General features: G+C 42.1%; 20 protein-coding genes. 8 read left to right on the forward strand and 12 right to left on the reverse strand.

Going from position 1 to position 26,401, the window contains the following annotated elements:
* Nucleotides 1–68 precede the first annotated feature (68 nt).
* Both CWB76_RS14615 and CWB76_RS14620 read right to left on the reverse strand, forming a co-directional pair.
* Nucleotides 69–1,460, reverse strand: a complete 1,392-nt coding sequence (locus CWB76_RS14615; protein ID WP_138608596.1) for a 5-methyltetrahydrofolate--homocysteine methyltransferase — start codon at nt 1,458–1,460, stop codon at nt 69–71.
* Nucleotides 1,461–1,492: 32 nt separating this feature from the next.
* Nucleotides 1,493–3,904 (reverse strand): TonB-dependent receptor, encoded by a 2,412-nt coding sequence (locus CWB76_RS14620; RefSeq protein WP_138608598.1) that lies wholly within the window; start codon nt 3,902–3,904, stop codon nt 1,493–1,495.
* 415 nt (nt 3,905–4,319) lie between these two features.
* Here CWB76_RS14620 and CWB76_RS14625 point away from each other — a divergent pair, with 415 nt between their 5' ends.
* Both CWB76_RS14625 and CWB76_RS14630 read left to right on the forward strand, forming a co-directional pair.
* Entirely contained in the window at nt 4,320–4,706 is a 387-nt protein-coding gene (locus CWB76_RS14625; protein WP_249363183.1) for a Fur family transcriptional regulator, read from the forward strand.
* Entirely contained in the window at nt 4,706–5,122 is a 417-nt protein-coding gene (locus CWB76_RS14630; protein WP_138608600.1) for a MerC domain-containing protein, read from the forward strand. Before CWB76_RS14625 ends, CWB76_RS14630 begins: the two co-directional genes overlap by 1 nt.
* Nucleotides 5,123–5,207: 85 nt before the next feature.
* Here CWB76_RS14630 and CWB76_RS14635 read toward each other — a convergent pair whose 3' ends face one another.
* Together CWB76_RS14635 and CWB76_RS14640 are read right to left on the reverse strand one after the other, a co-directional pair.
* Entirely contained in the window at nt 5,208–6,110 is a 903-nt protein-coding gene (locus CWB76_RS14635) for a homocysteine S-methyltransferase family protein (protein WP_138608602.1), read from the reverse strand.
* A gap of 168 nt (nt 6,111–6,278) precedes the next feature.
* Entirely contained in the window at nt 6,279–6,524 is a 246-nt protein-coding gene (locus tag CWB76_RS14640; protein ID WP_008112798.1) for a DUF3297 family protein, read from the reverse strand.
* A 314-nt stretch (nt 6,525–6,838) separates the two neighbouring features.
* Between CWB76_RS14640 and CWB76_RS14645 the strand changes: the two genes are divergently transcribed.
* From CWB76_RS14645 to CWB76_RS14655, 3 genes are all read left to right on the forward strand, one after another.
* On the forward strand, nt 6,839–8,422 hold the full coding sequence (locus tag CWB76_RS14645; RefSeq protein ID WP_138608663.1) for an alkaline phosphatase: 1,584 nt from the start codon (nt 6,839–6,841) through the stop codon (nt 8,420–8,422).
* A gap of 11 nt (nt 8,423–8,433) precedes the next feature.
* Nucleotides 8,434–10,224: an alkaline phosphatase gene (locus tag CWB76_RS14650; RefSeq protein ID WP_138608604.1), complete on the forward strand. Its 1,791-nt coding sequence runs from the start codon at nt 8,434–8,436 to the stop codon at nt 10,222–10,224.
* 118 nt (nt 10,225–10,342) lie between these two features.
* Complete coding sequence (locus CWB76_RS14655) at nt 10,343–11,056, forward strand: hypothetical protein (protein ID WP_054202726.1); 714 nt, start codon at nt 10,343–10,345, stop codon at nt 11,054–11,056.
* On the opposite strand, the gene CWB76_RS14660 is transcribed toward CWB76_RS14655, so the two are convergent.
* Both CWB76_RS14660 and CWB76_RS14665 read right to left on the reverse strand, forming a co-directional pair.
* A complete protein-coding gene (locus CWB76_RS14660) occupies nt 11,031–12,926 on the reverse strand; it encodes a monovalent cation:proton antiporter-2 (CPA2) family protein (protein ID WP_138608607.1) in 1,896 nt (631 codons plus the stop codon). The genes CWB76_RS14655 and CWB76_RS14660 overlap by 26 nt on opposite strands.
* Nucleotides 12,927–13,045: 119 nt before the next feature.
* Nucleotides 13,046–15,445, reverse strand: coding sequence for a PKD domain-containing protein (locus CWB76_RS14665; RefSeq protein WP_138608609.1), 2,400 nt, complete (start codon nt 15,443–15,445; stop codon nt 13,046–13,048).
* Nucleotides 15,446–15,681: 236 nt separating this feature from the next.
* On the opposite strand from CWB76_RS14665, the gene CWB76_RS14670 reads away from it, so the two are divergent.
* From CWB76_RS14670 to CWB76_RS14680, 3 genes are read left to right on the forward strand one after another with little or no spacing between them, the layout of a single operon-like run.
* Nucleotides 15,682–16,338 carry an ABC transporter ATP-binding protein gene (locus CWB76_RS14670; RefSeq protein WP_138608611.1) on the forward strand — a complete coding sequence of 219 codons (657 nt, stop codon included), beginning with the start codon at nt 15,682–15,684 and terminating at the stop codon, nt 16,336–16,338.
* Nucleotides 16,331–18,763, forward strand: a complete 2,433-nt coding sequence (locus tag CWB76_RS14675; RefSeq protein ID WP_138608613.1) for an FtsX-like permease family protein — start codon at nt 16,331–16,333, stop codon at nt 18,761–18,763. Before CWB76_RS14670 ends, CWB76_RS14675 begins: the two co-directional genes overlap by 8 nt.
* Before the next feature lie 7 nt (nt 18,764–18,770).
* Nucleotides 18,771–19,871: a lipocalin-like domain-containing protein gene (locus CWB76_RS14680; RefSeq protein ID WP_138608615.1), complete on the forward strand. Its 1,101-nt coding sequence runs from the start codon at nt 18,771–18,773 to the stop codon at nt 19,869–19,871.
* A gap of 75 nt (nt 19,872–19,946) precedes the next feature.
* Here CWB76_RS14680 and CWB76_RS14685 read toward each other — a convergent pair whose 3' ends face one another.
* From CWB76_RS14685 to CWB76_RS14710, 6 genes are all read right to left on the reverse strand, one after another.
* Nucleotides 19,947–20,837, reverse strand: coding sequence for a DUF4097 family beta strand repeat-containing protein (locus tag CWB76_RS14685; protein ID WP_138608617.1), 891 nt, complete (start codon nt 20,835–20,837; stop codon nt 19,947–19,949).
* A gap of 205 nt (nt 20,838–21,042) precedes the next feature.
* Nucleotides 21,043–23,574 (reverse strand): TonB-dependent receptor plug domain-containing protein, encoded by a 2,532-nt coding sequence (locus tag CWB76_RS14690; RefSeq protein WP_138608618.1) that lies wholly within the window; start codon nt 23,572–23,574, stop codon nt 21,043–21,045.
* Nucleotides 23,575–23,865: 291 nt separating this feature from the next.
* The gene (locus tag CWB76_RS14695) at nt 23,866–24,711 is read right to left on the reverse strand and encodes a DUF4198 domain-containing protein (protein ID WP_138608620.1); all 846 of its coding nucleotides are present in this window, start codon (nt 24,709–24,711) and stop codon (nt 23,866–23,868) included.
* A 34-nt stretch (nt 24,712–24,745) separates the two neighbouring features.
* On the reverse strand, nt 24,746–25,252 hold the full coding sequence (locus CWB76_RS14700; protein ID WP_138608633.1) for a DUF2271 domain-containing protein: 507 nt from the start codon (nt 25,250–25,252) through the stop codon (nt 24,746–24,748).
* Complete coding sequence (locus CWB76_RS14705) at nt 25,252–25,884, reverse strand: PepSY-associated TM helix domain-containing protein (protein WP_138608665.1); 633 nt, start codon at nt 25,882–25,884, stop codon at nt 25,252–25,254. Before CWB76_RS14705 ends, CWB76_RS14700 begins: the two co-directional genes overlap by 1 nt.
* A 102-nt stretch (nt 25,885–25,986) precedes the next feature.
* The gene (locus tag CWB76_RS14710) at nt 25,987–26,382 is read right to left on the reverse strand and encodes a YbaN family protein (protein WP_138608635.1); all 396 of its coding nucleotides are present in this window, start codon (nt 26,380–26,382) and stop codon (nt 25,987–25,989) included.
* Between the last annotated feature and the right edge of the window lie 19 nt (nt 26,383–26,401).

Below are 26,401 nucleotides of genomic sequence, written 5' to 3' on the forward strand. Positions count from 1 at the left end.
GCTTAACTAATTACGGGTTTTGCGTTTTATGGCTCTAGCCCAAAATTTTACAACAACACGCTACGAGTTTAATGTTCGTGTTCTTCCTCTTGTGCAATACCTAACCAAGTGATCGCGGCTGGTGGGAATGTAAGTTCTAGTTCACCTTCAATTTCTAAGTCTTCTAGGTGTACTTGCACAACGTGTTGGGCTATTGGGTCGGCTACGTAAGCAAACTGACCATTTTGCGCTACTGTCATACTAAACTTCATGCCTTCAGGCATTGTTGTTACATCTTCTTGTGTAATATCAACTTGACCTGCTAGCTCCCAGTGTATGTGATCGTCGTGCGCATGCGCCTCAAGCACATTTAAAAAGCCTAGGCTGTCTAAAACTAAAAAGTGCTCGCCATTCGCTGAGAAAGAGTAAGAAACAGCGCTTGCGCCATCGGCTAGTTGCCATTCAAATTCTTCCATTTCAGCTTTCGCAGGATTTATACTCACAATCACAGCAGGGCCGCCGCCGTGACCAGACGCAATACCAATAAAGTTGTCACTGTCTTCATGGCCGTATATCGTACCAATGCGCAAGTCACCTACTGCAGCAATATTTGCTACTTTTTCAGCGTGGTATTCGTCATCATGCTGGTGGGCTAATAGCACACCGTCACTACAGCCGAAGGCTACGTAATCATGGTTTTGTGCTGCGCCGTGCAAATCAGGGCATGTTAACTCTAACGTTTGTTCAAGTTCGTATTCGCCATCATGAAAGTGATAAACACCTACCTGATCCGGCAAAATTTTAGCGTTTGATGTACTCTGTGCATCATCGCGGCGAATGGTCGCTAATAGATGCTCTCCACGAGGCTCTGCTACACCGTGCATATTAATATTGTAGCTAATACCAGGTAAGGTCGCTGTTGCGTTTGTTATGTCGTTATCTGTTAACACTTCAACAGACGCAGTTGTGCCTGAGTCTGCATCACCATCATAAAATACCGCTAATTTACCATCGTGCTTTACCAAGTGAGTAGGGCGACTGCCACTGGTTAACTCATAATTACTAAAAGCAGGGCTTTGTTCGTAATCATGAAGGTGTGCGCCGTGATCTTCACGCCATAAGCCACCGTCTATAAAGCCGAGGTAATCTTGAGCGCGGCTAGCAATCACGGCATAACGAAAGTCAGGCGACGACGATAGCGTGTTTGAATCATTAGTAAGAGTGAATGTATCAAGAAGCTCATTGTCGTCTAAGTCGAAAAAGTTCGCTTCGTTGCTATCGCCAGCAAGTATCGCAAGCCTACCTAATGAATCAATAGTGTATTCATCACCGTGGTCGCCACCATCGCCATGATCGTGGCCGTCATCAGGTACTTCTATTGGGTCTTTTTCGACAATGTTTGTTTCTGCATCACCACAAGCGGTGATTAATGTGCTGCTTATTGCCAGTGCAATTAATTTTAATTTGAATAGTTTAGTCATGTTAATTTCCTTTATTTATAATTTTTTAGCGCTTAAAAGTAACCGCGAATACCTAGTGCAAAGCTACGACCTGGACGTGGCGCTATATTCTTTAAAAATGAGCTATGCACGCGCGCTTCTGTGTCTGTTAAGTTAGTGCCTCGTAGATACACAGACACATCTTGATTTAGCACTGATAAGTCATATGAAACGCTGGCATCAAGCATGGTGTAGCCGTTTGTAGCTGTTTCTTCTGGTGCGGTACGGTCTTGCTCTTGATAGCGAGTTACGTGGAGGTGCGCACTCAGCTTATTTGTTTGGTAGCTAAACTCAGTACCAAAACGTAGCGGTGGTGTGCGTGGTAAACCGCCACCGTCTTTAAGGCGTGCACGAACGTAATCTGAGAATAAATCTACTTTAAATTCATTGGTTAACTGCCATGCAAATTGGGCTTCAAAGCCATGCAAAATTACGTCATCTGTTTTAAATAAATAAACAGGGAGTTCAGAAGAGTGGTCGTGTTCGTGGGCGTGATCATGGCCCTCTTCATCACCGTGGTCGTGGCCGCTTTCGGCGAATAGGCCTGTGTCGATTTGGTAATAATAATTGTCGACTTGGTTGTAGAAAGCATTAAGAATGAAACCAATATCACCTTGGGTTTTACGAAACGTTAAATCAACATTGTTTGCTGTTTCTAGGTCAAGCGCTTGCTCAGATAAACCAAAATGGCCGTCTTCATGAATATCAAATAGTGCGCCTACTTCATAAGTACCAGTTCCAATGTGAGGGCCGAATGATAATAGCTCAGACACCGAAGGAGCACGCTCAGAACGAGATACCGACAAGCCTAAGTTGTAACTAGGTGCGAAATCCCACACAACACCTGTTGATAAACTGACAGGAGTGAATTCTTGCTCTACGTCAAATACGCGAGTATTGCCGGCATGTTCTTCATGAGCATGATCGTCATGAACACCGGTGTCATTGTGTGCGTGTGCATCAATGTTAGGTAGTAACACGTTGTCTGCATCAATGGTTACCCGTTCAACTCGGCCACCTAATTGCACTAAAAAGTCACCAAAGTGTTTTTCTTCCATTAGCGCTATAGCAAAGCTTTGTGTTTGTGACGGTGGTGTGAATGCCTCAGAGCCTTGCGCTTCAACATCACTGTGTTTGTAATGAAAGCTCAAACCACCATTCCACTGCGCAAACGGGTTATGCATTAAGTCTACGCGTAACTCATTGGTTTCATTTTCAAACGTGGTACCCACTGCGCCATGTTCAATTTCAGCATGTTCGTAATCTGTAAAACCTGCGCGCAGGTTTACTCTATTAAGCCATTTGTTATCAAGGTTATATTCACCTAGCAACTGCACTTTAGTTTGCTCTAAGTCGGCATATACGCTTTCCTCAGCGCTATTAACATCTTCGCCACCATGGGTGTGGCCTGGAATGCCGTATTGACGATTAAATTGCTCAACAGCTATCCCAACAAAACCTTGGTCCATTAAATAGCTGGCCCCTAGGGTAAATCCGTCAGACTCTTCATTACTATTTGCAACGGTGTAATCGCCACTATGTTCTTCATGGTTATGGTCATTATGGGCAAATTCAGCGGCCACGGGTATTTCATAGTCATCGGCTTCACGCCAGAACGCATCGGCATAAAATGCAAGAGAATCAGTTCCTGTAGTAGCGTTAAACGAGGCTACTTTTTGGTTATCAACAGAGTTGTGCTCAAGGTTCCATTCGCCGCGAGTTGTGCTGTCGGTAGGCACCCGATTATCAACTACATTAACCACACCACCAATGGCGCCGCTGCCATAAAATAATGTGGCAGGGCCACGTAATACTTCGATTTTTTTTGCGGTTGATGCCTCTGATGCAACGGAGTGATCAGGGCCAACGCGAGAAACATCACTGACATCAAGGCCGTTTTGAGTAATTAGAACACGCGGCCCGCTTAAGCCACGAATAATCGGTGTACTGGCTACTTTTGCATGAAAGTTAGTATTAACCCCTGGGAGTTTTTCAAGGCTATCGCCAAGGGTTGCTGCTTGCTGACGTCTTAATTGTTCGCCAGATAACACGCTAACGGGAGACGAGGACTCCATTGCCGACATGTGAATAGGCGTTGCTTCAATATCAATTACTTCGATAGGTGAGCGTTCTAAGTTAAAGGTAATTGACTGGCTTTTATCATCACTAAATGTGATATCTCGATGCAGATGGGCATAACCAGGGGCGGTAATATGAAGCTCTTTTGAACCACTTTTTAAATCAGTTATTACGAACTTACCGCTTGCATCTGTTACTGCTGTTATATCTGAGCCTTCAACTTCTACAGTTGCGTTGGTCACCACTTTACCTTGGTTGTTTAAAACAACACCTTCGATGGTATTTGCAAGCACACTTGCAGGTAATAAAGCAGCTATCAAAACAGCTAATTGAGATTTTCGTGTCATTTGAATTCCTTTGCGAATGTTATATTGTATCAATTGTGCTTGAAATGTTATATTGTATCAATAGTTAATTAGCTAAAAATCATTCAGGGCATACAATTTGGCTACATAACCTATATAAATTCAGTGCTTTAAATATTTATTGTCATTGTTTAGGTGTTGTTCGTGGGGGAGCTGTTTGCTGTAAAGCAAAAGTTAGTTGTTACATTTATTTATCTCTAGTTAATAAATTTTTAGATAAAACCACAGCGGAGGCATTGAGCAACAAGGATGGCAAAGTTAAAACATCAGCCCACTACATTAGAGTGGGTAATATGAATAAGCAGCAATTTAAAGAGATGATGGGCTTTGCGATAAAAAGATGTGAAGCCTCTGAAAAAAATTAACGCCAAAACGTCAGCAGGTATTTGAAATTCTATTGAAAGCAAATAAACCTTTGTCTGCTTATGAGTTAACAGATCAATTTAATAAGCAAATAAATACACCGATTTTGGCAATGTCCGTTTATCGGATATTAGGTTTTTTAGAGTCGGTAGGTCTGGTACATAGATTAAAGTTAGAAAATAAGTTTATACCGTGCAGTCACGTTAATGATGATAGAGAGCATCAACTATCGATGTTTTTAATTTGTAGCTCTTGTAATAAAGCAAGTGAGGTGAAAGACCTTAATAATTCGGTTAAATCTTTGTTTAGGGAACTGAAAATGAAAGGGTTTACGCCAGCAACTTCGCAATTAGAAATCTCAGGTGTTTGTTTTGGGTGCCAGCAAAGTACCGCTAACACAATTAAAAAGAAGGATAAATAATGAAGCTGACTCAAACAACAGCAGATAAGCTTGCCATTGGGCTTTCGTTAATGTGCACGGTACATTGTTTTGCAACACCGGTTATTTTAGCGCTGTTGCCAAGCTTTGCTGTACTACAAATAAATGCTGAACAGTTTCATTTATGGATTCTTGCTGTAGTATTACCAACAAGCTTATTAGCTTTGAGCTTAGGCTGTAAAAAGCACAAACGTATACGTTATATGGCGTGTGGAGTTGTTGGTCTAGTCTTTTTGATAACTGCAGTATTATTAGGCCATGAAGTGGCCGAAAAAACCTTCACTTTAATTGGCTCTGCTTTTATCGCGTTAGCTCATTGGCTTAATTACCAACAGTGTTTTAAAAAGCATGACGAAAAATGCCCGTGTTCAGCAGGTGGATCTGACCAAGTAGCCTAGCAATACAAGGGCTCGATTAGGTATTGGGAATTAATCATTTCAGCTTTTAAGGTTTCTCTATATTTTTGTAGTTAAATAAGGGATATTAAAACTCTTTAATATCCCTTTTCCACTTTACCAATGCTGCAATGAATTCGGGGCCAATACCACAGCAGCCACCAATAATTGTTGCGCCAAGGTTGTGCCATTGCTTGGCAAACGCTACATACTCAGCGGGTGATAAATCGCGGTAACCTTGCGAGCCTTCATTGGCTTTATAGTCGCTGGCTATTGGTGTAAAGCCATTCGCAAAGGCCCCTAAATCAACATTTTTATTCTGCTGTTTTAGCACAGTACTTGTGTCGCGTAGCGCTTGTTCAATGACCTCGGGAATAGAGCAGTTGAAGAATATGCCCGCTATATTATGTTCGAGCAATGCTAAGGTAGCATCGGATACTAATTCACCAGAGCGTAATGTTGCTTGTTCGCTTACTTCATCACTTAAGGTAAATGCGAAATAACATGGTTTGTTTGAATTTTTAAGCACCCTTGCCATTACATGAGCTTCTTCAATACTGGAAATAGTTTCGCCAATCCAAATATCTACATATTCATCTTGTGCTTTATATAGGGTATCTAAAATAGTAAATGCGCGTTCACCTTGGAAAAAATCAGCACGGTACGATCCAAATGCGGGTGGCAATGAACCCGCTACTAGCACGTTTTGTTTAGCGTTTTGAGCCGCTTCTTTTGCAATTACAGCAGCTTGCTGTGCAAGTGCTGCGCCTTGTGCTTGATATAATGCTTCACCTAAATGAAAGGGGACACACGCATAGCTATTTACCGTAATAATTTCTGCCCCTGCATTTATAAAAGCTTCATGTGCTTGAGTTACGCATTGTGGTGCTTCTATTAGAGCTTGCGCACTCCAAAGTGGCTGTGAAAACGGCGCGCCCATGCGTTTAAGTTCACGGCCCATGCCGCCATCTAATATTGTTAACCTGCTCATAATGGACTTCTAAACGTCTAAATATTTAAGGTTATTCAAACATATTTTTTGACAATTCATAATGAAACTTCATCAGGTTGAGTATGAAAAAAGTTCAACATGCTTTAAACAGGCACAAAAAAAGCGACTACCCAGTGAGGTGTCGCTGTTCTTTTTATAAGTAAGCTATTACTTATAAAACGCTTCTACAGTGCCTTTTACTTTCATAAGTAATGGCTGACCGCGACGGTCTAGCGCTTTAGGCGCTGCTACTTTAATCCAACCTTCGCTGATGCAGTATTCTTCAACGTCAAAACGCTCTTTACCGTTAAGAGTAATACCGATTTCATGTTCAAATACTTCTTCTACATAAAATTTGCTACGTGGGTTAATAGACAGTTGATTAGGTAATTCTGGTTTGTTTGTATCAGTCATAATAGTGATCTGCGTTGAATTAATTATGCGCTATTGTAGGCAATAGCAGGCTTATGCTCAAGCAAGAGATCAATAAACTAAGCGGCTTTATTATATTTATATTGTGATGTGCTTTTATAGGGCTGTTACATATATTATGAGAAGGGTTAAACAGTCGATGGAAATACAAAAGAGGTTTTATTGATATAAAATTTGGCTGTCACCTTCTTGTCATTAAAATTACCTTTATTAGTAACATCTATTTCCTATAGTGCAGCGGTTGATGTTTTTGAGTTCACACTTTTTAAAATAACCACTACATAACAGGAATTAGGATGAAAATTAAAAAAGTCGCTGCGGCGGTTGGGCTAACATTTATGTTAAGCGCTGCTAGCCATGCAAATGTACTACCACAAAGCCAAATAAATAATAACTGGTATACAAATGCACAAACTACGTTAGCTACTAAAAACACCCAAGCACAAAGTGCACAAGTTACAAAAGCAAAAAACGTGATTTTATTTGTTGGTGACGGCATGGGTATTTCTACCCTAACGGCAGCGCGAATTTTAAAAGGCCAACGAGCAGGCAACCCAGGTGAAGAAGGCTATTTAAGTTTTGAAGAATTTCCATATTCTGCACAAGTTAAAACCTACAACGTAGATGCACAAACTCCCGATTCTGCAGGCACAATGACAGCGATGATCTCAGGTGTTAAAACTGATGTAGGCGTGATTGGTGTAGACGAAGACATTGAACGCGGTGTGTGCTCAACAGTTGCAGGAAACGAGCTTTTAACAGCAACAGAACTGGCTGAAATTAAAGGCCTAGCAACAGGTGTTATTTCTACCGCACGTATTACTCATGCAACGCCAGCGGCAACGTATGCTAAATCGGCAGATCGTAACTGGGAAGATATCTCAGATATGCCCGAGGGCTCAGAAGGCTGTGAAGATATTGCCTCACAGCTAGTTAACTTTGAAAAAAATCTAGAAGCGCGCTTTGTAGGTATTGATGTAGACGGCCTTGATTTTGTAATGGGCGGCGGTCGTCGTCACTTTTTACCAAAAGATGCTGCGGCTAATTCAAGTGACGCAGTGAGCGCTGTTGAAGGTGATCGTACTGATGAGCGCAATCTTGTAACTGAGTGGCAAACACAATATCCAAATGCAACGTACGTTATGGACCAAGCTGGGTTTGATGCTATTGCTGACGATGTAACCCAAGTATTTGGTTTATTTAACGAATCGCACATGCAATACGAAGCCGACCGCAGTAATGACGTGGCAGGGGAGCCTTCACTTACCGACATGACGACTAAAGCGATTGATGTACTGGGTAAAAACGAAAATGGCTTTTTCTTAACGGTTGAGTCGGGCCGAATTGACCACGCACATCATGCGGGTAACGCTTACAACGCACTTAACGACACCATTGAATTTGCCAATGCAGTGCAAGCGGCAATCGATAATACCAACCCAGAAGAAACCCTTATTTTAGTCACTGCCGATCACAGTCACGTATTTACTATTGCTGGTTACCCTAAACGCGGTAACCCAATTTTAGGTCAAGTAGTTGCTGTAGGCCAAACAGTGCCAAGCCTTGCCGCCGACGATATGCCATACACCACGGTAGGTTATGCAAATGGACTGGGTTTTAGAGACTTAGGTGATGAAACTGATGCCGATGCAGCGTACTTAAGCGGCCCAGTCGCTGGGCGTGTTGAGCTAAACGGCGTTGATACAACAACCCCTGGTTTTCACCAAGAAACAACCGTACCACTAGGCTCTGAAACGCATGCTGGTGAAGATATTTCATTGCACGCTAAAGGCCCTGGTGCACAACTTGCTCAAGGTGTAATTGAGCAAAACGTTGTATTTCATCTAATTAACCAAGCACTTGAATTAACTCAGCAATAATGGCGGCGAATATGAAAAAATTAACAGTACTTTCTTTAGCAGTAATGGTCGCGCTAGCGGGTTGTTCAAGTGATGACGATAAAAGTAATAACAACATTATCGCAGTAGATAACGCAATAGCTGTGGGCTCAGCGCAATGTATTAATGGCGGTGTAGAAACGCAAGTGGGCGTAGATACTAACGAAAATGGCCAGCTAGATAGCGACGAAGTTAACTCATCTAACCTAGTGTGTAATGCGCCGGCAACGTCGTTAACTACAGATCAATTAGCTAACCTTACAGGTAACGCATGGTATAGCGACGCGCAAACTAAGTTAGCAGCAACGCAGCAAGCTAATACCGAGGTGGTTACTGAGTCGGGTAAGGCTAAAAACGTGATTTTATTTGTAGGCGACGGCATGGGTATTTCTACCGTTACGGCTGCACGTATTTTAGCTGGCCAGCTTGAGGGCGGCATGGGTGAAGATTATCAACTTAGCTTTGAAACCATGCCTTACTCAGGCTTTGTTAAAACTTATAATGTAGATGCACAAACCCCCGACTCTGCAGGCACAATGACGGCTATGGTGTCAGGTGTTAAAACCGATGTAGGCGTCATTGGTGTAGACGAAGATATTGAGCGCGGCAACTGTTCAACCGTTGCCGGTAACGAACTGGTGTCTTCGCTTGAGCTTGCCGAAATTGCAGGTAAAGCAACCGGCCTTATTTCAACGGCGCGCATTACCCATGCAACGCCAGCGGCAACGTATGCTAAATCGGCTGATCGTAACTGGGAAGATAACTCAGATATGCCAGCAGGTTCAGATGCTTGTGAAGACATTGCATCGCAGCTTGTTAACTTTGAAGCCAACCTAGAAGCACGTTTTGCAGGTATTGATGTAGATGGCATAGACGTAGTAATGGGGGGCGGTCGTCGTCACTTTTTACCAAAAGATGCCGCGGCTAATTCAAGTGATGCAATGAGCGCGGTTGAAGGGGATCGTACAGATGGCCGTAACTTAGTTACCGAATGGCAAACAACTTATCCTAACGGCAACTATGTAATGGATCAAACTGGTTTTGATGCCATTAGCGACGATGCAACAAAGGTATTTGGCTTATTTAACGAATCCCACATGCAATACGAAGCCGACCGCGCAAACGATGTAGCGGGCGAGCCTTCGCTTTCGCAAATGACCGAAAAAGCAATTAACGTGCTTGATAACAACGATAAGGGCTTTTTCTTATCGATAGAAGCGGGACGAATAGACCACGCGCACCACGCAGGCAATGCATATAACGCGCTTAACGATACTATTGAATTTGCTAAAGCCGTTAAAGTGGCGATGGACAGTACTAACCCAGAAGAAACATTAATTGTGGTCACAGCCGATCATAGTCATGTGTTTACCATTGCAGGTTATCCTAAGCGTGGTAACCCAATATTGGGTAAAGTGGTTGGTGTAGGCCAAACCGAGCCAAGCCTTGCCGCCGACGATATGCCTTATACCACCGTAGGTTATACCAATGGTTTAGGTTACAGAGACTTAGGCAATGAAACTAATGCTGACGCCTCTTACTTAGCTGGACCTGTTACAGGACGTGTTGATTTAACAAATGTTGATACAACAACACCAGGTTTTCACCAAGAGTCATTAGTACCTCTTAGTTCAGAAACCCACGCGGGTGAAGATGTAGGTGTATACGCAATGGGTCCTGGCGCTCATTTAGTAACAGGCACTAATGAGCAAAGCTTTTTATTCCATGTAATGGACTTTGCAGCAGATTTTGTAAAAGCGGCGGATGAAAAAGTAGCGCAATAAATCAACTAGCTAAACAAACAGCCCGCATTATGTTGCGGGCTTTTTTGTGTCATACAAATGCCATTATTAAGCGTTATTTTAGAGTCATAAAGTAATGTTTATCTAAGAGATTACCCCAATGAAAAAGCTATTATTTATATTCTCAGCACTGGCCAGCACGAGTGCGCTCGCCCAGCAGTGCGACATTGATGCTGCGCAACTAAAAGCCGACTATAAAATTACCAATCAGCACAAATCGCAGCACAGCACCCAGTCACTTACTCTTTGGCGAAACAATCAGCAGGTGGCGCATCAAAGTGAAACACTAACCGAGCTTTGGCAGCAGCTAAGTAATAACCAGCTTCGTCCTATTCGTTACTTTAATGCCGAACAACGCGGTATTGAGTACCAACCATCGGAGGTACGTGGAGTGCAAAATTGGAGTGCTAAAAGTCAGCTGGTGGATAACCATTTAATTGCAAAAATGACCCTAGTCAGTTCACAAGGTGAGGGTTGTAATGAGGTAAAAAATTACGTGCTTAATGAGGGCGATAACCAATTTAAGCTGGCTTTTCTCCCGCAAGCAAAATTAGTTAAAACTTTTAGTGTGACCAATAAAAAAAGTGATACTCAAACCTTGCTTAGCTTAAATGATGTAAACAGTGATACACCTGCAATTAAGGCTCAGTTTGCAAAATGGGATAACTTTCAAACCACCGATTACGCGGATATTGGCGATAACGAAAGCGATCCATTTTTAGCTAAAATGATTAATCTTGGCTTTATAGAGCACGGCGCCACCGGTTTTTATAACCAGCAAGGTGAGGCTATTCAAGGTGGGCATCATCATTAGCGTTTTTTGGCTTAACCGTGTTTTCGGTTAAGCCATTTTCATAGTCGTTGGCATCACAGGTATTTAAGTCTTGTCGTGCTTGTTTGTCTTGTTGTAATACTTGCTTTAAATCTTCCATACGTTGGCGTACGGCTACGCCATAACTGGCATCATCACCCCATAACTCGGCTAGTTGCAATACGGCAGCACGGTCGTGATCTCTAAATAACTTACCAGCACGCTCAGCATCTTCTTTACTATTACCAAGCAATTGCAATGATTCTATGGCTAAGTTTATGGCTGAGTCGACGGTTTCGCGGTTAAACGCATCTACTTTTAAATTAAGTAATTGATATGCATGGCGGCGATCTATGGCACGCGCTACTATTTTTAATTGTGGGTAGTTTTTATGCGCCAGCTTAATAATCTCAATAGTTTTATCAGGGTTATCAATTGCTACTACCAACATTTGTGCTGTGTGCGCGCCTGCGGCTTCAAGCAGTTCTTGGCGTGCCGCATCACCATAAAATACGGTATTACCAAAGCGGCGCAGCAGTTCTATTTGGCTTGGGCTGTGATCAAGTACGGTAATTTCGTAGCCTTGCGCATGTAATAAACGCCCCATTATTTGTCCAAAACGACCGTATCCGGCAATGATCACATGTTTGGCTGTGCTTATTTGTTCTGGTTTATCAAACTCAGGTGCCGTGGTGCTATAGTTGCGCTTTTGAATTTGCTCATACAGCATAAGCAGTAAAGGTGCTATTAGCATGGAAACGGCAACCACAAGGGTAACTAAATTAGTTTGCTCTGGGGTTAAAATACTCAAGGTGGTTGTTACACTAAGCAGCACAAAGGCAAACTCGCCGCCCTGAGCAAGGGCTAAGGTAAATAGAAGTTGTTGTTTACGGCTAATATTAAAAGCAATTGCCAAGGCAAATAAAATACAGGCTTTAATGGTAATTAATAACACCACTAATGCAATCACGGTACTGAATTGGTTAAATAGCAATTCAAAATTAATTGATGCGCCAACCGTGATAAAAAATAATCCCAGTAATAAGCCTTTAAAGGGCTCTATATCGGCTTCTAGCTCGTGTCTAAATTCACTTTCGGCCAATACAACACCGGCTAAAAAAGTACCGAGTGCGGGCGATAACCCAATACTTTGCATCACCAGCGAAATAGCCACCACTAAAAACAATGCAAAAATAGTGAATATTTCACGCATGTGGGTTTGTGCTATGTATCTAAATAATGGTGCCGAAACATATTTACCGCCAGCAATGATAGCGGCAATAACAGCAACAGAAACCCCTACTTGCTGCCAAATAGGCCAGCTAGCAATGATGGAGTCGTTAATGTCTTTTGAGTTACCTTGTGGTGCAAAAGCGAGTAGCGGAAGTAGCGCTAAAATAGGAATAATCGCAATATCTTGAAATAATAAAACCGAAAATGCATTTTGCCCAGCTTCTTGTTTTAGCCAGCCTTTTTCTTCAAGGCTTTGCAGCACAATAGCAGTTGAAGACAGCGCGAGCATTAAACCAATAGCTAAAGCCGTTTGCCAATGCATGGCAAAAAACCAATAACAAAAGGCAAAAATAGCCGCTGCACTTAGTACCACCTGTAATCCGCCAAGCCCTAATATTGAGTGGCGCAGAGTCCACAAACGCGAAGGTTGCAGTTCAAGGCCAACTAAAAATAACATCATCACAACGCCAAATTCGGCAAAGTGCATTACATCAGTTTGGTCGCCTACGACACCTAATGCATATGGGCCTATCAAAATGCCTGCAATTAAATAACCTAGCACAGAGCCAAGTCCAAGTCGTTTTGCTATGGGAACTGCAACAATGGCAGCAGCTAAGTAAATTAAAGCTATTTCTAACACGTGCTTACCTTATTAACGTTGAGATAAATAGCATGGCTTAGGTGCGTATAAAATACAATGAGTTATGTGGATATATGCTGTTATTTGTTGTGTGCGTTTTAAAAACGCACACAACAAGGCTAAATATTACATATGTTTATAATAGCTGATCTTGGATCGTCAGACGCTGAATAAAAAATAGTAATAGGCCAATTATAAGTGTTCTCAACGTTGCTTTCGGTTACCGTCACCTCAAATTTAGCAGTTGCTGGTAGGTCTATAAGCAGTTCGCTATCTAGGTAGGTGCTTCCTGATTTTTGCAAAACGAGTGCCTGAGTTTGGTTAAATTGATATTCAAAACGTGCAGAGGCTAGCAGTGTTTCGGTCATGTTAAAGTTTACGTTAATGGTATCTGGCCCGGTAAACTCAGGACATACAAATACGGTAACCTCCACGCTTTGAAATACGGGTAAACTGTTTTGTTCTAAGTCTATCGTAAAGTTATTTTGGGTAATTGCGGGAGAGTTATAGATGGCATTAGCAAGGCGCGGATCGTTGCTGGTTATAGTAATGTTTTCACCTTCAGCTAAGTTAAGTGTTTCGTTAAACTGACCTGCGCTATTTGTGGTGTACGGCACATTGTTAATTGTGAGTTTGGCATTACTAATTGCGGTTCGTTGCACGTTGGTAATTTGCCCTTTTATGTTGCCCGTTATTTGCGATGAATTAGTAGCTGTAACCGAAAACTGAGTAATGGCTTGGTAGTTGTCAGCATCAGTTACCGTGAAAGTTAAGATATAGTTACCAGTTAGATCGGGTGTTAATTCGGTTATGTTTTGGTTGGTGCTACTTAAACTAGCAGATGAACCTGTTGGTGTAGAGAGCTCCCATTCATAGCTAAGCGCGGTGCCCTCTGGATCATAGCTTTGGCTTGCATCAAAGTTAACGGTGCTACCAACGGTGCTGTAGCGAGCTTTATCACCGGTATGAATAATAACGGGCTTGGCGTTTTGTGTAACATTAATAGTGAGTGTTTGTGTGTCTGAAAACTGCTCACCATCATTGGTTTTAAGTGAAACAACAACTTGCCCTTCTGCTGGCGCGCTAAGCGTGGGGGCTGAGCTACTTGTACTGCTTAATACAGCTTGATTTGACGACGAAACTATTTCCCAATGGTAACTTAAAACTGCGCCTTCGGGGTCGTAACTGGCTGAGGCATCTAAAGTAACTTGCTCATTAACACTAATTGAAGACTTGTAACTTACTAGAGTAACTGGTTTTTTATTATCCTTTGTATGCAGCACCGAGGTTACTTGTGGTGAGCTGAGTTCACCGTCAGATAAAACTAGGGTAACAACGTAATCGCCTTCAACATCAGCAGTAAGCGAAGGGGTAGCCGATGTGCTTTGCTGTAATTGCGCAGTGCTACTTTCAGGTTTTGCTTGCAGTTGCCAGTTGTAAATTAGAGGGTCGCTATCGGGGTCGCTACATTGTAGGCATTGTAGGGTAGTTAATGTATTTAAGGTTATATCAGTTTGCTCTGCAAGAACGGCAATAGGCGCTTTGTTTTCGGTGGTAACGCTTAAGGTTACTTGCGCGGTATCACTTAGATTACCTTCATCGGTTACGCTTAGGGAGATTGTGTACTCACCCAATTCATTCGATGCAAAGCCTGCATTTTTGGCAATTGCATTCGATAAGCTTGGGTCGCTGTTCTCAGGCTTAGAGGTTATTGCCCATTGATAACTTAGCGTGTCGTTTGCATCTGGATCGGTACTTTGTTCACCATTTAATGTTACGAGTTGGTTGGGTGAAAGTGTACTGTTTTGAACTGAAATAACAGCGTTTGGCGCAGAATTTACAGCAAGCTGCTCACTTTTTATAAGTACGTTACTATTAGCGGTATCACCAATTGAGTTAGTAATAGTTAATTTAACGCTGTATTCGCCTAGTTTATCAGCAACAAATTGGCTGTTAACGCGGGTGCTATTTTCAAGTTGTGCAGCGCTTGATGTAGGTGTTTTGATAAATTGCCATTGGTAGCTATTAATTACCGCATTAATAGCGGTGCTTTGTGCTGCTGTTAATTTAACTACATCACCTTGTTTTACGGTTTGTGTGCTGCCTGCGTTTGCAATGAGCTGTGCGTTTGAGGTAACGGTAATTTGTTTGCTTACTACCGAGCTTGAAATTTTGCCGTCGTTCACAATCAGCTTTAAGGTGTAATTTTGCGCTTGTGCTACCGAAAACGTCACAGTGCGTTGGTTGTTAGTATTAAGCGGTATGTTTTTTTGCTCGTCTGCGCTAAGGAGTTGCCACTGGTATGTGAGTGTATCGCCGTCAGGATCGCTACTATTTGCAGCACTAAAAGTAATGGGTGTATTGGTTTTATATTCTGATTGTTCAGTGCCAATAACAGCCACTGGTTGTGCATTTGTGCTAACTGGGGGAGTGACTTGCTTAGTTTCAGAGCTGCCTGAACCACCACACCCGAGAAGTGTGAGTAAAGTGGGTAATATAATTAAAAGTATCCGTTTCATATTAATATCCTTATAAAATTAAACATTAATATGTACCTAAAAAAGAAATAAAGCAAAAAAAAACAAAGTTTTTTGTCGCTCTTTAGTGATTTGGTTTTTAGTTACTGGTTTAGTTAAGTAAACGCGCTTATTGCGTGTAAAAAATCAACCGAAAACCCACTTAAGTGAACGCATTACTGTTATGGTATCGTTTATATATCGAGCCATATTTTTATTACAGGAATAACCTTTTCTTTATGATTTCGCTAAATAATGTATTTTTTACTCGCCAAGATGGTGGCTTGAAACGACAAATAATTAATGATTTATCGTTAACTATTTTACCCGCTGCACACATTGCCTTACTAGGTGATAGTGGCTCGGGCAAAACAACATTATTAAATTTATTAGCCGGTTTACTGTCTCCAGATGCTGGAACTATTACGGTTAATGAGCAAAAAATTAGTGAATTGAGTGCTAATGAGCTTGCGCTTTATCGGCGTAAAATAGGTATTATTTTTCAGCATTACCAATTACTCAGCCCGTTAAATGTAAAAGACAACATATGCTTTCAAGCAAGGCTTAATGGGTTATCGCCTAGCGACGATGAAGTAAATACGATGGCTAAAAAACTGGGTTTAGAAGGCAAGCTTACAGCAATGCCTGAGCAACTCTCTGGTGGGGAGCAACAACGAGTGGGCATAGGCCGTGCGCTATTAAATAAGCCTAAGTTATTATTGGCTGATGAACCTACGGGTAACCTTGATGCCGCTCGTTCACTCGATATAGTTAGGCTATTAAAAAGCCTGTGCGAAGAGCAGCAAATAATACTTATTATGGTCACTCATAGTCAGCGATTGGCCGACCAGTTTACTACGCAATTGTTTTTAAAAGATGGCCAAATTAATGGCTGAGCTTAAACTTATATTAATAACGTATATGCAGTTTTATCGCCGCCATGTAGGGCTGTTATTACTGTTTTTTATTGGCTTTAGTTTGGGCGCGGCGCTACTTACTGCAATACAGGGCTTAAATTTAGAGGCCGGTAAGCGCTATCAACAAACCACAGCACTAATTGCAAACCCAGTGACGCATTTTGTACGTCCTGTGCTAGGTGAAAACAGGTTGCCCAACAGTATGTGGTCGCGTATTAGGGCGGCTGGCTTTACGCAGGTTCAACCGGTTTTAGAGGGCGTAATTGAAACCAATGAGCAGCAAAAGCTCGCGCTTAGGGGCGTCAATTTATTGCAGTGGCTTACAGAAAATACCGGCGGCTCAGCATCAACAACCAACAAGCGTTATTCTGGGTTTGAACAGTTACTAAATACTGTTTATATCGATCCTAAATTAATACAGCGGCTAAATTTAAAAAACAGCCGTATTAATATAAACATGGGTGATGTCACACGCACTTTAGCTGTAAGCGAATTACAAGGTTTAGGCATGACCATGCTGGTGGACATTAGCCTTGCTGATAAATTACTGCGCGCAAATGGGGTAATTAGTTACTTTGAAGTAAGTGGCTTAAATAATAAACAAGCAGCCCAGTTAAAGGTATTATTAGGCGAGCAAGCACGCCTTGAAGCTGCGCAAGAGCAGGCTTTTGATGCGCTCTCTGAGGCTTTTTTCTTTAATTTACAAGCGCTGGCTTTGTTAGGTTATGTGGTGGGTGCGTTTTTAAGTTTTAATGCAATTAAACTTGCGTACAATGCGCGCGCTCACTTACAGCAGCAAATGTGGGTGCTGGGTTGTCAACGGTCGGCGTTAATTAAAGCGCTGGTTATTGAATTAACGGTGCTTAGTTTTTTTGCTGCGTTATTAGGTGCGTTACTAGGCGCGGCACTGGCAAACACCTTAGTTATGGATGTATCGGCGACTCTGAGAGGGCTCTACCAGCTAGACAGAAGCTTTGTAGTAAGCCTTGATAGCAGCATGATTGCTAGCGGCTTTTCACTTAATGTTGTTGTTTTGTTGGGGTTTTTGGCCAGCCAATCGGCTCGATTAAGTACTTTTTGCGCGCGTATTAAATGGCTAATGTTTGCGTTAGCTATTTTTGCAGCCAGCTACTTAGCGTTAACGGCAAATACCAAAATAAGTGCCTTATTGCTGTGTGTTTGTGTGCTACTCCTCTTTTTTGTAATTACACCACCGGTAGTTAAAGCCGTTTTTAAACTGCCATGGCCAACACAAAACCCGATTATTCAGTGGTTAAAAGCCGACAGCCTAGTGCAGTTACCTGCATTACTAAGCTCTGTACTCGCTATTTTAATGGCGATGGGAGCCGCCGTAGGTATGCAAATTATGGTTGGCAGTTTTAGCGACACCTTAGATACACACCTTGAAAAACGCCTAAGCGCTGATTTATACGTAAGGCCCGATCAAAACATTCAAGCGTTAGGGGCTAAGTTGCGTGAACTCCCTGAGGTCGAAAAAGTAGGCGTATATTGGTCAGCTAAAAGTGAGCTTAAAGCACCTAAAAATACGATAGCTGTTGATGTTATGGCATTTGGTGCAACAGCCAGCTACAACCAACACCTTACTTTGTTAAACAATAAAGCACCTACATCTGCTGCAGTATTTGAAAAGAACAAAAACGGGGTTGTGGGTTGCTTAGTGAACGAACCCGCCTTGCTGCAGTATTCGCTTAAAGTAGGTGATGTAATAACCCTAAAACAGCATATTAATACACTAACGTGCCAAGTACGTGCTGCCTATTTTGATTACGGCGAGCAAGGGTTAAATGTTGTTGTAACAACTAATGCATTATTGAATAGCAGCTTAAATTACACCGAGTATGGTTTATCGCTTTGGTTAAAGCCCTATAGTGACGTTGACGCCATAGCCGAATATATTCAAAAACAGCACCAATTAGATAGCCAACAAGTCATTGCTAATCAGCAGTTTAAACGCTTTGCAAAACAGCTATTTGGTAAAACTTTTTATGTTACTCAGGCGCTTAATATATTTATTATGCTGATTGCATTATTTGGCATGTGGGTAAGCTTTTTAACTTTAGGGCGAGGGCAATTACAGCCCATGGCGGTATTACAAACGCTGGGTGTCACACAACAGCAATTATTGGGAGCAAAAGTACTGCAAGCTGCACTTATTATTTTAACCACCTTGTTATTAGCTATACCATTGGGGCTTAGCCTTGGATGGGTACTATTAACTTACGTCATGCCAATTGCCTTTGGTTGGACCATGGCCATGACCGTTAATTGGCTACAGTTAGGTGGCTTTACGGTGCTTATGTTTATGTTAGCTTTATTTGTGAGCGCGTTACCGCTGATAAAATTAACGCGAAGCGCCGTTGCCGATAATGTTGCCAAGCTATAGGACTTACATGAATAGACTAAAAGCAGCTGTTACCTTTATTTTTATTGGCGCATTAAGCGCGTGCCAGCCCGAAGCAGAGCAAGTAAATCAAGATAAACCAATGCATAGCGGGTTTGCACAACAATTTGGTGAACCTGTAAACAAAAATCAAGGATTGAGCTTTCCACGTGATCATGGGGCGCATCATCAACAAGGAATTGAATGGTGGTACGTGACTGCTAATTTAAAGGCAGATAATGGCGACACCTTTGGTGTGCAATGGACTTTATTTAGGCTCTCGGTTGATGAGCAAAGCACACAAACAGAACCATCACCTTGGTGGAATGGGCAGCTTTACTTTGCTCACTTTGCAATACAAACCGATTCACAGCATCAAGCGTTCGAAAAATATGGCCGATTGGGGCAAGTAAATATAACAGCGCAGCCATTTGAAGCTCGCCTAGATGATTGGCAGTTAGCAAGTAAGGATGCAACATTTTTACCGCTCAGTTTAAAGGCGCAGCAGGAAAATTACAGTGCTAACCTGGTGCTGGCTAATAGCCCACTTGTAAAACATGGCGAGCAAGGTTATAGCCAAAAAACCCACCAGGGGCATGCCTCTTACTATTACAGCTATCCGTTTTTACACGCACAAGGCGACATCACATTTGCGGGTAAAACTTTTAAAGTAACTGGAGATGCTTGGTTAGACAGAGAGTGGTCTTCGGCGCTAATCGATCCTACCCAAAATGGTTGGGACTGGTTTAGCATTCAGGCTGATGATAAAAAACTGGGGGGCTTAATGGCATTTTGTATTCGTAATGGTCAACAAAGTTATGACTACTGCAGTGCATCGCACATTACGCAAAGTGGAATTGTGCGCGCCATTGCAAGTGACGACGTGACCTTACAGGTATTAAAAACATCTGAGCTTACAGCCCAAACAACGCCCAGTAGTAAAACCTACCCAGTTAAGTGGCACCTCAAGGTTAAAGGGTTTGAGCCAATTATAATTGAAGCACGTAACCCCGATTCACGAAATCAATTGAGCATTCCCTACTGGGAGGGGCGAATTAAAACTCAAGGCGGTTTTAAAGGTAAAGGTTATGCAGAACTAGTTGGTTATTAGCGGGCTATAAAATGGCTTTCAAAAAGAAATGCACTTAAGCCAAGGTTAAGTGCATTTTATTAAGGGCTCAGTATATTAGTCTAGCTTTACTGAACCAGAGATATTATCGATGCTAACATCGCCAGAGCCTGCTTCTGTAATTGTTAGCCCTTTAGCATGATTAACGCGAATATCGCCAGAGCCATCTTCAATGGTAACGCTTGCATCAACATGTTCAATGGTTAAGTCGCCCGAGTTATCTTCAACGTCGACAGCGCCATTAATATGTTGTATTGCTATGCTTCCCGACCCGTCTTCAACAGTTAATGTACCACGTACATTGCTTACATTCATATCGCCTGAGCCATCATCAATATTTGCATTGCCATTAACGTTATTAATAGTAATGCTGCCCGAACCATCGTTAAGATCTAGATTGCCAGTGATGCTTTGAAGAGAAATATCGCCCGAGCCGTCGTCTATGTTTAGGTTTTTAGCGCCATTGATTGATAAGCTGCCAGAGCCATCTTTTACATCAATATTATTTTTCATGGCGTTAATAGTTATGTCGCCTGAGCCATCATCAATATCTAGCTCAAGATTGTTAGGGACGGTGACCACTAAATTAATGCTTGGCGATTGGCCGTTGTAAAAGCTAATACCATTATTACTTGTATTTTGGGCAACAAGCTTTGCTTTAGTGCCACTTTGATCGAGTGTGAGTTCGTATTCGTCGTCAATATCGGCTGTGTAAATAGTGGCGTCAACATTAATACTGGTTGCTGTTGATGAGCCCATTATTTTAAGTGAACCTGCGCCGCTTAGTACGTCTAGGTATTCAAGATTATTGCTAGGTAGTGTTAGTTGTTGTGTTTGTTTTACCGACGCAACGCTTGGTGAAATATGAAACACGCAGCCACTTAATAATAAAATACCGCTAATTAGTGAAAGTGGTTTAACAGCGTTAGTTACTGTTGATGAGCTCATGGTTAGTCCTTTTAGTGTGATGTTATTATTTAATATAACAAGACTAGAGCAAAAATGGGGCCTAAATTTAAGTATTTGTTTTATAATGAATTTATTTTTTTGCTAAAAATTAAAAGACTAATTAGTGGTTAAAATTACTAACTATTAATAAAAAGGATGCATAGCGCATCCTTTTTGTTTTAACGACTGGTTTTAATTATACAAATTAAAAGCTGTAGGTAATGTTACCGTATAAAAAGCGGCCATCTAAACTGTACGGTGTATAGGGTGTGTACGGAAATATTTGGCTAAAGGTAGAGTAACCAATGTTATCGACCGTAGCTTGCGGGTATTGGTCAAATAAGTTATTGGCACCCAGTGCAAATTTCCACTCATCGTTAGGGCGATACGCAACTTCTAAATCGGTTATCCATTTAGCGTCTAGGTATTCATCGCGATCGGCGGTAGTAGAAATATCGGCAACTTCACCATAACGCGTTGCACGCAAAGTTGTTTGCCATTCGTTAAAGTTCCACACTGCCGACAGGTTCCATTTGTTGTCTGGAGTACCTTCTTCAAAACGACCTACTTCACGGCGTGCAAATACAACATAGTCGTCACCTAATGAGTTTAATTGCTCAGGGTTATCGTCAACGTGTGTTACTTCGGTGTCGTTAAAGTTAGCTGCCGCGTTTAATCGCACGTCGCCAAAGTTATCTAACTGTAGTAGGTAAGTTGCAACAATGTCTACGCCTTGCGTGCGTGAGTCGATTGCGTTGGTAAAGTAGCGTACGCTTTCGGTATTTAACTCACCAGCATCCGTTAAAATTTGTTGTACTGCGGCACCGCTTAAGTTTTCAGAGAGCACAATACGGTCATCAATATCAATACGGTAGGCGTCAACCGTTAAGCTAAAGTTACCTTGGGTGTATACAAAGCCAGCTGTTAAATTAACTGAGTCTTCAGCGTCTAACTGTTTTGCGCCAAGGGCTTGTGCTGCTGGTGCATCTGTTGGGAATAGGCCCACTTCAAACGCTTGGTTGTTCTCAAGTACCGTAGAAATTTGACGATACGAGCTTTGTGCAAGTGATGGCGCACGGAAACCTGTGCTAATTGCCCCACGTAGCGATAGGTTTTCGTTTACGCTGTAACGAGTTGCAAGCTTTGAGGTAAAGGTGTTGCCAAAGTCGCTGTAATCTTCGTAGCGGCTAGCTAAAACCATGTTCCAGTTTTCGGTTAGGTAGGTGTCAAACTCAACAAATAGTGCAACGTTATGACGGCTTTCATCGGTTACGCTTTCTGGGCCAAAACCCGAAAGTACTTGTGCGCCACCGGCTGCAATTGAGTTGCCATTGCTATCAAGTGCAGTAATGTATGAGGCTTCTTCACCTTGTTCTATTTTATAACTTTCGTGGCGGTATTCAGCACCTAGAGTAAAAAATACGTCGTCAGGTAACCCTAAATCAAGGGTTGTGCTTGCATCACCATTGACTATAAATTGGTCATAAACTAGTGCGCCGTTATCAAATTCGGTGGGGCTGGTAGCACCTAAAGACGTATTTAAGCTATTCACAACACCAAATGCAAAGTCGTTGCGGCCATAGTTGGTACTTACATCCCATGTCCAGTCACCCGTTTCACCTTCTAGACCTAAGGCAAATGAGTAGTCTTCAACATCGGTTTCAATTTGCGGTAAAAAGCCATCTGGGTAGAGTGCTAATACGTTACGGCTGTCTTGTGCACGGCGGTAAAAGCCACCTGAGTTACCTTCTCGTTTTGAGTAGCTACCAAAAGAATACAGGTTTAGGCTGTTATCTAGCTCGTAACCCATATTGTAAAATAAAGCGTAATCTTCAAGGTCTGCTTTACCAAAGCGATGGTTGTAACGGTCAATAGTAAATTCGCGCGGGTCTAGGCTGCCATCGTCAAGGCGGCTGTATTGTTCACGAGGGTCAAAACCAGAGCGTTGTGTTGGGCTGTTATCGCGGTATTCAATCGATACGTTTACAAAGCCGCTGTCTGATAATGCAAATCCAGAGTTAGCGCTAATTGTGCGTGTGGCGCCATCGCTAATTTCGCGGTCATCACCCTGGTTAAATGCAAGGTCACCGTTTGCATCTGCGTAGGCGCTTTCTAAGTTAGGTGCGCCCGCCATTTGTGTGTCGTATTCACCATAGGTTACGCTTACACTGCCGCCTTCAGAGGCGTCTTTTAAAACAATATTAATCACCCCGGCAATGGCATCTGAGCCGTATTGCGCTGCGGCACCGTCGCGTAGTACTTCTACGCGCTTAATGGCTGATGTAGGGATCATGTTTAAATCTACCGCGGTAGAGCCTCTGCCTACAACACCTGCTAAGTTTAAAAGCGCACCAGAGTGACGACGTTTACCATTTATAAGCACTAAAGTGTGATCGGGCGCTAAGCCGCGCAGTACAGCAGGTTTTGCGTGATCTGTTCCATCACCTAAAGTGGCGCTTGGAAAGTTAAAGCTGGGTACTTGGTTAGCAAGAACCTGGCTGATTTCAAGTTGACCTGTGCTTGCCATGTCGCTGCTAGTAATAATATCTACTGGCACTGAGCTTTGTGCAATACTTCGCAAACTACGGCGAGTACCAGTTACTGAGATTACTTCGATGTTCTCTTGTGCTTGGGTATCTTGTTCTGTTGCATTAGCTGTAACGAAAGAGCTGCTAAGTGCAGAGGTTACGGCCAAGCTAAGTGCTAATTTATTAGCTGATAAACGCTTAAAAGTCATGAATGTTCCTTAAGAACGTCGTTGTTTTGGTGAGTTTGAAAAAGGAGCGAATCATATAGAAGCGCTCAACTACGTGCAAAGATAAAAACCATCTATGTTATTCACGTTTTTAATAAGTAAGGCCACTGTTTACGTACGTTATAGACGATTAGATCGTTACTGTTGTAATCTTGTAGCGAATGGTGACGAAATCAATAAAAGTAAAAGAGAGATTGCAAAAAAAGTGGTAGGCAGAAAAAAGCCAAGTTAAAAACTTGGCTTAAAAATACGTTTAAATAAGTGCCTAAATAATTACTCAGGGGCTACTTCAAGCGTTGTGAATAAAGCATAACGACCCGAATCTACGCCTTTTTCCTTCACATCAACTTCGGTTGCGGTTTCTATTAAATAAACACCAGGTGCGTTCCATGTTGTTGTAAAAAAGCCGTTTTTATCGGTGGTTACTTTTACTTCGCCACGTTCGTTACGGTAGCGAGTATCGCCTCTTAAAATATTAACTTCAATGCCTTCGCCTGCTGGTTTTCCGTCTTGTAGTAATTGAAAACGTGCTTGCTCACCAACAAATAAGTCATTTGGGTGTGTAGGGCCACTTAGCTCTAAGCCTAAACCTAACAGAGCTGGCTTAGATGTACCGTTGCGGCTTACAAAGGTATCTACTGTTGAAATAACTTTAGTGGTGCGCACGCCTTGAGCGTTGCTAGGTAATTTAGCATCTGTTTTTTTACCAAATACACGTTTGCGTTTACCCTCTTCGTCCTTATAGAAGGTCATGTACATTGGCTTTTGCGTCATAGCAATGTGGTAAGTGCCTTCTTCTTTGAGGCTTACTGCTGCTGAGCTCTTGCGCTTTAAGTAATAAGCACGAATGGTTTCAGATACTTTCTCGCCGTTTGGTGCAAGTGCCATTAATAATGTGTCGTCGTACTCTGCGCCTTTTTCTTTTGGCTTAAAGGCTTTATCTGGTGCAAACATTTCGTTAGAAATACTCGCATCAATCATAACGTAATGCGCTTTATCGCCAGAAAGCGAAGTGTGCGAAGGTAGTAACCAACGGGCATGTGCGCTTGCCGCTGTTGAGACTAGCGCCGATAAACTCAGTGCGCCTATTAATGCAATTTTTGATAAATTAACGTTCATTATTTTTCCTTTAAATTTGAATGATAAGTAGGGGCTACCTAGCGCTTACAGTGATAAAGCTGGTTGTAAATTCGTTTTTACCTTCAATAGTTATTTTCTCTGATTGAGTTAAATCAAGCTCAATACGGCTGTAATCACGGCCACCTTCTTCGCGCACAACTTCAATATTAAGTAGGTATTTACCGGGCGTTACAGGGTTACCGTTTAGATCGTTGCCATCCCAACTAATTGTATATGTGCCGGCACGCTTGGTTGCGCCGCTGACACCATCAAACTGAGCATTACTTTTACCGGCTTTGCGCCACCATTGGCGTAGGTCTTTAAACCATTCCGCTTTTTGTACCCAAAGCGCTAATGTTGTGACGTGTTTACGCTCTGGCGTTTCCAGCCATACAGCAACATAAGGTCGGTGGTAAGGTTGCACGTTTAAATCGGCGAGGGTTAATTCAACTTCTAACCTTGACGATTGTGCATGAGCATTAATTTGAAATAGCGCGGCGACTAACAGCGTGATGCTTAGCCATGGTTTAACTTTAAACATTAAGACACTCCTTTTATTTGTGGCACCCAACACAGGTAAATAACGATAGGTGTTGCTACACCTAATGCGGTTATCCATATTCCTGCTAAGCGTTTTTTTCTATTTTGAAATAAAATAATCATGCCGGTGATGGCAAATAGGATCATTAGCACTGCTGATATATCAATAACCCAGCTCCATACATCACCGCTGTAACGGCCTTTATGTAAGTCGCCAATGACACTTAAAAATCCCCCGGTTTGATAATCGAGTAACAATTCGCCACTAATAAAATCAAACTCTGCGTAGGCGTAGCCTGCAGGTAATGGGTAGTCGAGCATGACCAGTGAATCTTGCTTTTCCCACTCAATGCTTTTTACTTTATTCAGCCCATACTGCTTGGCTAGGTAAGCTTCTATTTGGGGGTAAATAGCAGGTAGGGTGTTTAATTGTGTTTGTGCTTTTGTAAGTAGTTCAGCTGGAATTGCAGCGGTAATTTGGCCGTTGTTTTTATCGTTTTTTAACCAGTCAACGTGGTTTAGCACTATGCCGCTTACACAAAATAAAATAAGTAGAAAAAACAAAGCGGTAGAAATATAGATATGTAAAGCACGACTCGTACTATATAAAGCGCGTTTATTAACAAAGGGCATAAAAGGTGCAAATTTAATTAATTTGTACGGATGATAATGATTTGCATTAGCTGTTACAAATTTATTTACCAAACTTTACACTTTATTTTGCTTATACAGACCCTAGTTTTTAGGTGGAGTTGAGGGCTTAGAAATTAAGTAAGTTAAAACCAGCACTTCAACCACAGCAACTAGGGCAATAACCCAAGCTGGAGGGCTGCTGTATAATAAAAATATAAAGCCTATTAGCATACCTAGACCCGCAGCATATTTTGCCTTTACAGGAACTACTTGATGAGCGCGCCAATGTTGTAATGTTGTCCCAAAGCGAGGGTGGTTTAATAGCCAAGATTCAAGCGCGCTAGATGAGCGAGCAAAACAGGCTAAGGCTAAAATTAAAAACGGCGTGGTTGGCATAACGGGTAGGGCAACACCAATAATGCCGAGTAATACACACAGTAACCCCAGCAATTTAAAGCCGATATTTTTATAATAAATAAAAACGTTTTTTATGTTCACGCCAGCTCTATTTAATAAA

Source organism: Pseudoalteromonas sp. S1609, from assembly GCF_005887255.1.
Classification (GTDB): domain Bacteria; phylum Pseudomonadota; class Gammaproteobacteria; order Enterobacterales; family Alteromonadaceae; genus Pseudoalteromonas.

Excerpts from the sequence above, each read along its gene's own strand:
- CWB76_RS14680 (WP_138608615.1), top strand. The coding sequence starts at position 18,771 with ATGAATAGACTAAAAGCAGCTGTTACCTTTATTTTTATTGGCGCATTA.
- CWB76_RS14655 (WP_054202726.1), top strand. The coding sequence starts at position 10,343 with ATGAAAAAGCTATTATTTATATTCTCAGCACTGGCCAGCACGAGTGCG.
- CWB76_RS14685 (WP_138608617.1), bottom strand. The coding sequence starts at position 20,837 with ATGAGCTCATCAACAGTAACTAACGCTGTTAAACCACTTTCACTAATT.
- CWB76_RS14620 (WP_138608598.1), bottom strand. The coding sequence starts at position 3,904 with ATGACACGAAAATCTCAATTAGCTGTTTTGATAGCTGCTTTATTACCT.
- CWB76_RS14635 (WP_138608602.1), bottom strand. The coding sequence starts at position 6,110 with ATGAGCAGGTTAACAATATTAGATGGCGGCATGGGCCGTGAACTTAAA.
- CWB76_RS14640 (WP_008112798.1), bottom strand. The coding sequence starts at position 6,524 with ATGACTGATACAAACAAACCAGAATTACCTAATCAACTGTCTATTAAC.
- CWB76_RS14695 (WP_138608620.1), bottom strand. The coding sequence starts at position 24,711 with ATGAACGTTAATTTATCAAAAATTGCATTAATAGGCGCACTGAGTTTA.
- CWB76_RS14690 (WP_138608618.1), bottom strand. The coding sequence starts at position 23,574 with ATGACTTTTAAGCGTTTATCAGCTAATAAATTAGCACTTAGCTTGGCC.
- CWB76_RS14630 (WP_138608600.1), top strand. The coding sequence starts at position 4,706 with ATGAAGCTGACTCAAACAACAGCAGATAAGCTTGCCATTGGGCTTTCG.
- CWB76_RS14615 (WP_138608596.1), bottom strand. The coding sequence starts at position 1,460 with ATGACTAAACTATTCAAATTAAAATTAATTGCACTGGCAATAAGCAGC.
- CWB76_RS14665 (WP_138608609.1), bottom strand. The coding sequence starts at position 15,445 with ATGAAACGGATACTTTTAATTATATTACCCACTTTACTCACACTTCTC.
- CWB76_RS14645 (WP_138608663.1), top strand. The coding sequence starts at position 6,839 with ATGAAAATTAAAAAAGTCGCTGCGGCGGTTGGGCTAACATTTATGTTA.
- CWB76_RS14705 (WP_138608665.1), bottom strand. The coding sequence starts at position 25,884 with ATGCCCTTTGTTAATAAACGCGCTTTATATAGTACGAGTCGTGCTTTA.
- CWB76_RS14675 (WP_138608613.1), top strand. The coding sequence starts at position 16,331 with ATGGCTGAGCTTAAACTTATATTAATAACGTATATGCAGTTTTATCGC.
- CWB76_RS14700 (WP_138608633.1), bottom strand. The coding sequence starts at position 25,252 with ATGTTTAAAGTTAAACCATGGCTAAGCATCACGCTGTTAGTCGCCGCG.
- CWB76_RS14670 (WP_138608611.1), top strand. The coding sequence starts at position 15,682 with ATGATTTCGCTAAATAATGTATTTTTTACTCGCCAAGATGGTGGCTTG.
- CWB76_RS14650 (WP_138608604.1), top strand. The coding sequence starts at position 8,434 with ATGAAAAAATTAACAGTACTTTCTTTAGCAGTAATGGTCGCGCTAGCG.